The sequence below is a fragment of the Granulicella sp. dw_53 genome (genome assembly GCF_018449545.1).
Taxonomy (GTDB): domain Bacteria; phylum Acidobacteriota; class Terriglobia; order Terriglobales; family Acidobacteriaceae; genus Edaphobacter.
Genome location: NZ_JAAVUR010000028.1, coordinates 26451 through 34587, shown reverse-complemented (window position 1 = coordinate 34587; position 8137 = coordinate 26451). Strand labels below are relative to the sequence as shown.

Annotated in this window: 7 protein-coding genes and 1 pseudogene; 2 read left to right on the top strand and 6 right to left on the bottom strand. The window is 54.7% G+C overall.

Translation table 11 applies throughout. The features are described from left to right. Positions 1-871 (top strand): transposase (locus tag HB393_RS24250; protein WP_213807807.1); only part of this gene is annotated, 871 nt, incomplete at its 5' end. A gap of 687 nt (positions 872-1558) precedes the next feature. Here HB393_RS24250 and HB393_RS24245 read toward each other — a convergent pair. After that, positions 1559-2584, bottom strand: a complete 1026-nt coding sequence (locus tag HB393_RS24245) for an EamA family transporter (protein ID WP_213807806.1) — start codon at positions 2582-2584, stop codon at positions 1559-1561. Positions 2585-2877: 293 nt separating this feature from the next. On the opposite strand from HB393_RS24245, the gene HB393_RS24240 reads away from it, so the two are divergent. Then, a complete protein-coding gene (locus HB393_RS24240; protein ID WP_213807805.1) occupies positions 2878-3336 on the top strand; it encodes an Lrp/AsnC family transcriptional regulator in 459 nt (152 codons plus the stop codon). A gap of 122 nt (positions 3337-3458) precedes the next feature. On the opposite strand, the pseudogene HB393_RS25440 reads toward HB393_RS24240, so the two are convergent. The 5 genes and pseudogenes from HB393_RS25440 to HB393_RS24215 form a co-directional block, all read right to left on the bottom strand. Then, a pseudogene (locus tag HB393_RS25440) lies at positions 3459-3799 on the bottom strand (IS5 family transposase); the annotation flags it as partial. A gap of 692 nt (positions 3800-4491) precedes the next feature. After that, a complete protein-coding gene (locus HB393_RS24230) occupies positions 4492-5046 on the bottom strand; it encodes a carboxymuconolactone decarboxylase family protein (RefSeq protein WP_213807803.1) in 555 nt (184 codons plus the stop codon). Between the two features lie 89 nt (positions 5047-5135). After that, on the bottom strand, positions 5136-6068 hold the full coding sequence (locus HB393_RS24225) for a LysR family transcriptional regulator (protein WP_213807802.1): 933 nt from the start codon (positions 6066-6068) through the stop codon (positions 5136-5138). 25 nt (positions 6069-6093) lie between these two features. After that, on the bottom strand, positions 6094-6858 hold the full coding sequence (locus HB393_RS24220; protein ID WP_255551575.1) for an FAD/NAD(P)-binding protein: 765 nt from the start codon (positions 6856-6858) through the stop codon (positions 6094-6096). Between the two features lie 279 nt (positions 6859-7137). Further along, on the bottom strand, positions 7138-7449 hold the full coding sequence (locus tag HB393_RS24215) for a hypothetical protein (protein WP_213807800.1): 312 nt from the start codon (positions 7447-7449) through the stop codon (positions 7138-7140). Between the last annotated feature and the right edge of the window lie 688 nt (positions 7450-8137).

Sequence of the window (8137 nt, the reverse complement as noted above, 5' to 3'; positions counted from 1 at the left end):
GGTGGCCAGCATGGGCAGCGTACGCGAGCGCCGTGCGCTGGAGCAGTATCTGGACAACTGCGCGAAGGGCGATGAAGAGCAGCAGGCCAGCATCGATCCCACGGCGGTGCAGGCGGCTCTGGAGAAGCTGAAGCAGCATCCCGAACCCGAAGCGGGCCTGATGAAGATGGGCAGCACGATCGCACCGGCGTACAACGTGCAGACGGCAGTGGATGCAGAGCACGCGCTGATCGTCACCCACGCGGTGGTGCTGGATGCGGCCGACAACCGCCAGTTGCGGCCGATGGCGGAGGCGGCGAAGCAGGCGCTCGAAGTCGGGAGGCTGAACATCGTCGCCGACACTGGCTACTCCAACGGGGAGCAGGCCGCGCGCTGCGAGCAGGCAGGGATGATTCCGCATGTGCCTGCGCAGCGCTCGGTCAACGCCGGCGGCCTGCTGGACCGCAGCGCCTTCCGCTACGACCAGGACCACGACTGCTTCGTCTGTCCGGAGAGCAAGAAGCTGAAGCGCATGCAGATCTCGCGCAAGGATCGCGCGGTGTACTACGGTGCTCAGACCGCCGACTGCTCCGCCTGTGCGCGGAAACCCGACTGCACCCAGGGTGCACGCCGCATGATCTCGCGCCACCTGCACGACGATGCTCTGCAACGCATGGACCAACGCGCCACGCCTGCCTTGATGCGACTCCGTCGCTCCGTAGTCGAGCATCCCTTCGGAACCCTGAAGTACCGCATCTTCGGCCATCCGCGCCTGCTGCTGCGCGGACTCAGCGGAGCTCGCACCGAAATCGCACTCGCCATCCTGGCTTACAACCTCAAACGCATGGTCAACCTGCTCGGAGCAACCAAAATAGTTCAAACACTGGCCTAACTCCGCCGCTTCGCCTTCCAGATCAAACAAAAAAACAGAAGGCGCTCCCGCGTGGGAGCGCCTGACTCATTCATGGCCGCTGAGTTCTGTAACAGACTCGATTCCCCTCCCCTTGGAGTGGAGGTGAAGCCGGAACGGAAAGGACGAAGCGTAGCGGAGGTCTGCACAAGCGAAGCGCGGAAGACTGCGGGAAACCCCTTGCGACGCGCCGAGAGGCAGAGCCTCTAAGCAGGTTTGTATTCCGCTTCCTGCGCGTTCGCGCACTATTGATCGGACCTTGCGGGGTGTTCGCACTAGATTGGGGAGCCGGAAGCCGAGGCGGGTAGCTTGATCACTGGCTTCGGCTGGAGCTGGGGCAAGGGTATAGTCCTTACCCCGCTAATTTCTGCGAACGGGTGTTCTTCGTTGAAGCGGGGAGCAATTTCGGTACTTGGTATCCCGCCTACATGAACAGCGGCAAAGAGGACGTGCTCGTCTCTGGTCGGCGGATAGGAGCGAGTCGATAGTTGCCAGCGTATCCTTCATCTGCTCGGCAACGCTTGCGCCTCTTGCTCCGAATGCTACCTGTCCTGCGAGGTATACAGTGCCTCCGTGGATGACAGCTTGGGACATCCGTGGCCCTACCTGAATGCGTTCAATCTTCATGGAGTCTCCTTGATATGTAAAATGTGCTATCTGACAAGCCGCTCAATCGGCTTGAAGCTGTTCGCCGGACATCGGTTCTTGTTGTGCCTTACCGCCAACACTTTTGCGTTTGATCGTCGCTGAAGTGAGCAACGCTACCGCGAGAATGATCAAAGCCATACCGACGAATTCTGCTGCTTGCATGCGTTCATGAAGGAGAAGGAGTCCGAGAAGGACGGCGACGATGGGGTTTATGTACGCGTAAGTAGCAACCTTGGCGACCGGCACATGCTCGAGTAGGTAGATATAGCTGGAATAGCCGATGAGCGATCCGCCAGTGATGAGCCATGTGAGCGAGCCGAAGGTGGAAACGTTCCAGTGAGCCTGCGGCCACTGGCCGAACATGGTGGCCAGAAGCAAATTAAAAAAACCTGCGAAAATCATTTGCCAGGCAGATGAGACGAAGCTATCGACGTTTAGCCGTTGATGGCGAGAGTAAAGGCTACCGATGGCCCAACTCAGTGCTCCCCCGAGACAAACAAGAATGGCTATGAGCCGAGTCGTATTTGTCAAGAGCCCGACCGTGAATACCTCGTGTAGAGTGGGTCCAAGTAGGGTGACCATACCAAGAAAGCCCAGGAGAATTCCGAGCCACCCGCGCAGATTCAGCGGTTCGCCGTGAGGCAGCGCCATCTCAATCAGGGCGATAAAGAGAGGCGTAGCGGCGAAGATAAGTGATGCGAGGCCGCTAGGAATGGATTTTTCCGCATAGACCAGGGTGGTGTTGCCGACGGTTAGCAGCAGCAGTCCAATCATAGAGAGCGTTACGAGAGTGCGCAGCGGCAAAAGGATACTGAGACGGCGAAGACGGCAGCAGAATAACAGGATTGCACCGGCGACGCAGAAACGTACACCGGTGAGGACGAAGGGAGGGAGTTGGGCCGCTCCAATGCGTATCGCAGTGTAGGTTGAGCCCCAGAAGAAATAGACACAGGCGAAGGCGACGATGATAAATGCCGGCGGGGGTGTCGTGCGATTGAAACGAGTAGGTACATTGGATTGATTCGAGTGGTGTGATGAGTGTGTCATGAGCTTACCTTGGAGATCAGCCGGGAGTGATGAGTTCGGTGCGAGAGTATCCGACCCGCTGTGCCCCTTTATCGGGGCAACTCCCATATCGAAAGTTGGCGCTACTGCGTAAGTTAACCGCCATCAATGCGAACGCGGTGCCTGAGTTCGACCTCTCGTACGGAGCACCGGGATATCTGCCCGGTAGTCACACTGTTCAATGAAGCCTCTAACAAGCCTAAAAGAGTAAACGCGGCTCGTATATGAACAAACAGAGGCATTCTGTTGATTTATCCTCAGAAAGAGAGGAAATCATGTCGCGCATCCTTAAATCATTCGCACTCGATAATGTAGACAAGAAGATCATCGAAGTTCTCCTTCACGATGCACGCATCTCGATAAAGGACTTGGCTGACAAAGTGAAGCTTTCAGCGCCAAGCGTCTCCGAAAGAATCGAACGCCTGCAGGAGCGAGGCGTGATTCGGCGTTTCACCATTGAGGTTGATCCGGCAAGCCTTGGATACGGCCTTCAGGCCCTGGTGCGAATAAAACCACTCCCCGGCAAACTGCAGGTCGTGCAGAAACTAATTGAAGATACTCCGGAGTTTTCCGAATGCTCCAAGGTCACGGGGAACGATTGCTTTATCGCCAGATTACACGTCTTAACGATTAGTCAGCTTGATCAAATCCTCGACCGGATGTCTCGTTCCGCCGAGTTGAACACCTCAATCGTCAAAGCGCAACCTATTCGCAACCGACTTCCGCCGTTTTAACCTGAGTGTTCCGATCCCGGAGGTCTTTGCAATGGGCAAGTGTTCTCCGCTGGCCCGCCGCCGCTGCGCTCCCCGCGTGAGGATGCAGGCGGCATTTATTCCGGGACATCTTCGTCGGCGAGGAGGTGGATCTTGGTGCTCAGTCCACCTCGGGAACGCCTCAGAGCCGAGTCTTCGGAGCCCCTTTTTTGCGTCCCGTAGCCGCTTGCTGGTGGGCCCGCACGATGGTCGAGTCCAGCATCAGGTACTGATTCTTCCGGTCTGCCACCAGATCGGCGAACAAACGCTCCCACACCCCGGTCCGCGCCCAGCGCATAAACCGCGTATGCACGCTCTTGTACTTGCCGTACCGCTCCGGCAGGTCCGACCAGCGAGCCCCCGAACGCAGCACCCACAGCACGCCGTTGACGAACTGGCGGTTATCCGCAGCCGTACGCCCCACATGCTCCACCCGCCCCGGAAGCGTGTCGAACGCAACTACACGGCAATCGGTTCCACCCCAAAATGGGTTTTGCTGTTGAGCAGCAAGTGCACCTGGGTTTGTAGTGTTGGTGGCCGGATTGATGGGATGCGGCGTGGCGATTGTGTTCGATAGTGGATCGTAGCTGCTGCCTAAGCTCTGCGAGAGGCCGGGCAAGCAAAATATTATCAGGGCGACGATCCATATGATGAAGCCCGAAAATAGCCTGGAATAAACGAATGTAGATTTCATCTAAGACATCCTGTTGGTCGTACGGTCCCGAACGATCGGAATGTCGTTACTGCAAAGCCATCAACGAGACCACAAATGCCTGGTAATGAATCAGCTGTAGAGTCGCACCCAGATTGCGTCAGCTCATTCAATGCGGTCTTATAAATACCTGGAATCTTGCCAGAGAAGATCGCTTTCGGAAGGTAAAGCTAAACTCACTTGCCTCCGAATTACAGCGCCCAGGTGTTTATGAAACACACTTCTAACACGAATTGAGATCTTCTGGCAAAAAATGCTCGTTTAGCTTAATTCCTCAATACGTTCCTTTCATTCTCCGAAGACTCACACAGATTTTTGTTTCTTCATTTGATCTTCTTAAACTAGAGGCGGACGTGGCTGATTTACGACGCTCAGTCACGTCCGCTAAAAATAGGAACTCATTGTCTTCTATAGGCCTAAACAAGCTATTGATTCGAAAGCGTCTCTAGTTCAAGCTGCGCAACAGGATAATCGATCTCTGTGTCAGCGAGACGATTGTTGTAGTTTGTGAGGGTATTCAAGGCGACATTGGCAACAATCTCAATCATTAAGCTATCGTCAACGCCAGCCTCTCGTGCGATAACAAGATCGGCGTCGTCGACCAGGCCTTTATGCCGAATCACCTTCATGGCAAAATTTGCGATGGCATTATCCAGCTTATTGTCGCTTTTGCCGGTCCGGGCATTGATGATGTCAGTGGAACTTAGGCCGACAGCCGCTGCGGCCTGAGTATGACCCGAGAGGCAATACTGACAGGCGTTTTCCTGTGCGGTTACGAGAGCTACGATCTCTCGTTGGCGGCTTGTCAAACGACCCCTCATGAGAGCTTTTTTGAGAGCATGGTAGCCGTTGAAGGCAGCTGGAGACTGCGCGAGAGTCGCCATGGCGTTTGGTGTTTTGCCCATCCGCGCCTTCATATTATCGAGAACTTCTGTGACCGTTGCATCGGTTGAGTTAGAAACAGGTGAAATGCGTGGCATTGATCTTCTCCATTGCGGGTAAGTACAACATCTGAATTCCTGGGAGTGCGTCGAAGTTTTCCGGCCTCCGGTTGCCAGACTCACAGCAACTAGGAGGTATTTATTCCGGCTATCCTTCTGGGCGCAATTTCCATTGCTTGAGAGAGCAAAAATGTTCGGAAGATACCGACGATTCCTGTTGGTTCCGGACCGACAGGATATGCCATCGAGAAGCGTCGCGAAAGCTTCAACCCGTGTACTCTTGCGATCTTTAGCGTTCCAAGAGACAAATGATTTCGGACTGCCCACCTCGAGACGAAGGTGATTCCGAGGCCGGCTTCGACCGCGCTCAGCAGACCTTCGGTTGAGTCAAGCTCCATGCTGATCATCAGATCTTTCCTCTTCACCCCGACCTTCGCAAGCGCTTGCTCCACCACCCTTCTTGAACCGGAGCCAAATTCGCGCACGAGCAAAGGTTCACTCTTCAAATCCTCCAGTTTAATTTCGTGATTGGCCCATCCATGAGTTGCGGGGACAACAAGTACCATGTGGTCCTCCATGAACGGTTCGATATGGAGGTCTTTCCGCTGCTCCGGACCTTCGATGAGTGCCAGCTGAATCTCCCGCGCGAGGAGGGCTTCGAGCATCTCGTCTGTATTCCCACTGCGGGTGGTGACTCTGACCTTGGGGTTTGTCCTCCGAAATCCAGCCACGAACGTTGGCAGGAGATATTGACCGATGGTCTGGGAGGCTCCCAGAGCGAGTTCGCCCGTATGTTGTCCAAATGCCTCGGTCACCGCGGCAAAGGCTTCGTCGGAAAGCTGCTTCATTCTTTCGGCAAATGGCAGCAGCGCCTTTCCACCGGCTGTCAGCGCGATATGTCCGCCCCCGCGATCGAATAAGGGTACGGGGTACTCATCTTCTAGCGCTTTGATTTGCTGGGTGATCGCGGGTTGGGTGAGCAACAACTCTTCTGCGGCCCGGCTGAAGTTCAAATGCTGTGCCACGGCTCTGAATACTCGAATGCGGAAATTCTCTATCATGGCCCTATCCTTCTACTTTTTCCCTTCAAATTCCAACCAGGTCGACGCCCGCTTGATGATTACAGCCTCTGGTGTCAGTGACTATTGCGCCGGTCACAACGTTATCCAATCGGATTGCACTTGAGCTCAGCGGTGTGTGATCGGCATGCCGAGTCGGGAAGGTGCCGTGGCGAGACACGGCAATGATCCCTCCGCGGTGTCCGAGTTCACGCAGCCTCAGCATGACATCGACCCCGGTCAGACCTGTACCGATGAGGGCAACAGCCGCATCGGAGGGCAATTCCTCATAGGTTTCTCCCGCCCATGCACTGTGGTGATACAAAGCCGAATCCGAGGCGGCCTTCGTGATTCTCGGAAGTGGAGCAGGATCGAAGTTTCCGATTGCGAGAACGATCAGCTCGACCCGTAGCTCGCATCCGTTATCCAACGTAAGCACCCACCCGGAGCCTTGCAGGCGGACATCAACGACTGTTGCGATCTCCTGTTCGAGCAGGCTCGTCGATGTTAGGGGAGATTGGATGTACCGTCCAACTACCGCTCGTGGAGCAAAGGCCTTCTCCGTCGCAGTCGGACCATAATTATCAGGACGCCAGTTTAGGAAAGGTTCTGGTTGGTTGGGCAATGAGCTTATCTTTCCTGTGGGAACATTCAACAGGTGAAGGTAGCTCGGAGTGGAGTACGCTATGCCAAGCCCGAAATTAGCTCGCTGGTCGATAAGAACCACACGCGCCAGCGTTCTCTGTCGCACCAGGTGAAATCCTGTAAGGGTTTCGCTTACTCCTCCACCCATGATTGTGATTGTCGGGGTTAGTTCGTTCCTAGTAGTCATGATTCAACATTAGGACGAATCATGCATCAACGGAATTCGCAAATCCTTATGCCATATAAGTGGTGTCTCATTTGGCATTTATCTAAGGCCCGAGCTGACGCGCATAGGCTCTATAGATGGCATCCTGGCTCTGGGCAAACTGAATACCGCGTCTAGCCCGGCAAATGCCACCGCGCTTGCTTCTGCATCTTGCCGACAAACATCCCTCTTCCAGAAAGGGGATTGTTCATCAGCGATGGACTACTCGCCGTCCTTGCTTTCCGTTGCGAGCTCAGGGTAGGCGGTTGATAATGCTGTAGTTGCCGCCGTCCAGAACTCGGAACCGCCGCCGATTAAAGCGGATTCCTCACGCTCCACCTGAGCATAGTCAGCGTTGCTGAGATAGTCTTCGACATCGTTGAGCGAGCTAAAACCAAGGACACCAATGCTATCGATCTTTCTGCCTTCGGGATCATCTTGCGTTGATCCAATGTTGTGAAGCTGGACGTACCGCTTCACATAGGCATGGGTTGCGGGCTTCGACAGAATTTCATGCACGTATTCCTTCAGCATGCGCTTACGGTACCCATCGCGCGACAGACCCGGCTGTCTAGACTGCACCTGGACCAAGCTGAATGCGGTGCGATCTTCCTTTGCCGGAATGTCTTCGGCAGCGAGAAGTTCTTCATCAGCCCAAGCGACTCCGTATGTTCTCCCTTGGCGGTGTGAAAGAAGCCGTGAGTACCGCTGTTTTCGTAGGTGTAAGCGAAAGTCAGCTCATCTCCGATAGGGACTTTCTTGAGGAATGCGAAGGTGTGTCCAATGCCGATGTTGTAGTTTGCTCGCGGAAGCGATCCGGGCCTGATTGCATTGCGAGCCGCCGCTCAGGCGACGGCGGTCGAGGTGACCGCGACCTCTAATCAGATCAATACAGAGAATGGAACGTCACGTTTGAAAACAAAAATGCGCCGGTGCTGTCTGCAGTGACAACACGATCCGTGTTTGTGTCCGTGCTATGAAGCATGACTTGAGTGCCGGGCAAAGATGCACCACTTGCATCCTGTGCCGTTCCACGAACACTCCCAAATGTCGATTGTGCATGAAGTGGAGATGTAGATCCCAGCACAATCCCGCCAATAGCTATCGAGATTGCGAGTCCTGTTCTTATCAGCAACGCTCCAATATTTGCACTCTGAGCTTTAAAAAGGCCACCCGCGAGGTGGCCATACGTAACATGTTTTTTCATTATTATTTTCACTTG

Bases quoted from the DNA above. Each gene is read 5' to 3' on its own strand.
- HB393_RS24245 (WP_213807806.1), bottom strand. From the start codon at position 2,584: ATGACACACTCATCACACCACTCGAATCAATCCAATGTACCTACTCGT.
- HB393_RS24225 (WP_213807802.1), bottom strand. From the start codon at position 6,068: ATGATAGAGAATTTCCGCATTCGAGTATTCAGAGCCGTGGCACAGCAT.
- HB393_RS24230 (WP_213807803.1), bottom strand. From the start codon at position 5,046: ATGCCACGCATTTCACCTGTTTCTAACTCAACCGATGCAACGGTCACA.
- HB393_RS24215 (WP_213807800.1), bottom strand. From the start codon at position 7,449: ATGCTGAAGGAATACGTGCATGAAATTCTGTCGAAGCCCGCAACCCAT.
- HB393_RS24220 (WP_255551575.1), bottom strand. From the start codon at position 6,858: ATGGGTGGAGGAGTAAGCGAAACCCTTACAGGATTTCACCTGGTGCGA.
- HB393_RS24240 (WP_213807805.1), top strand. From the start codon at position 2,878: ATGTCGCGCATCCTTAAATCATTCGCACTCGATAATGTAGACAAGAAG.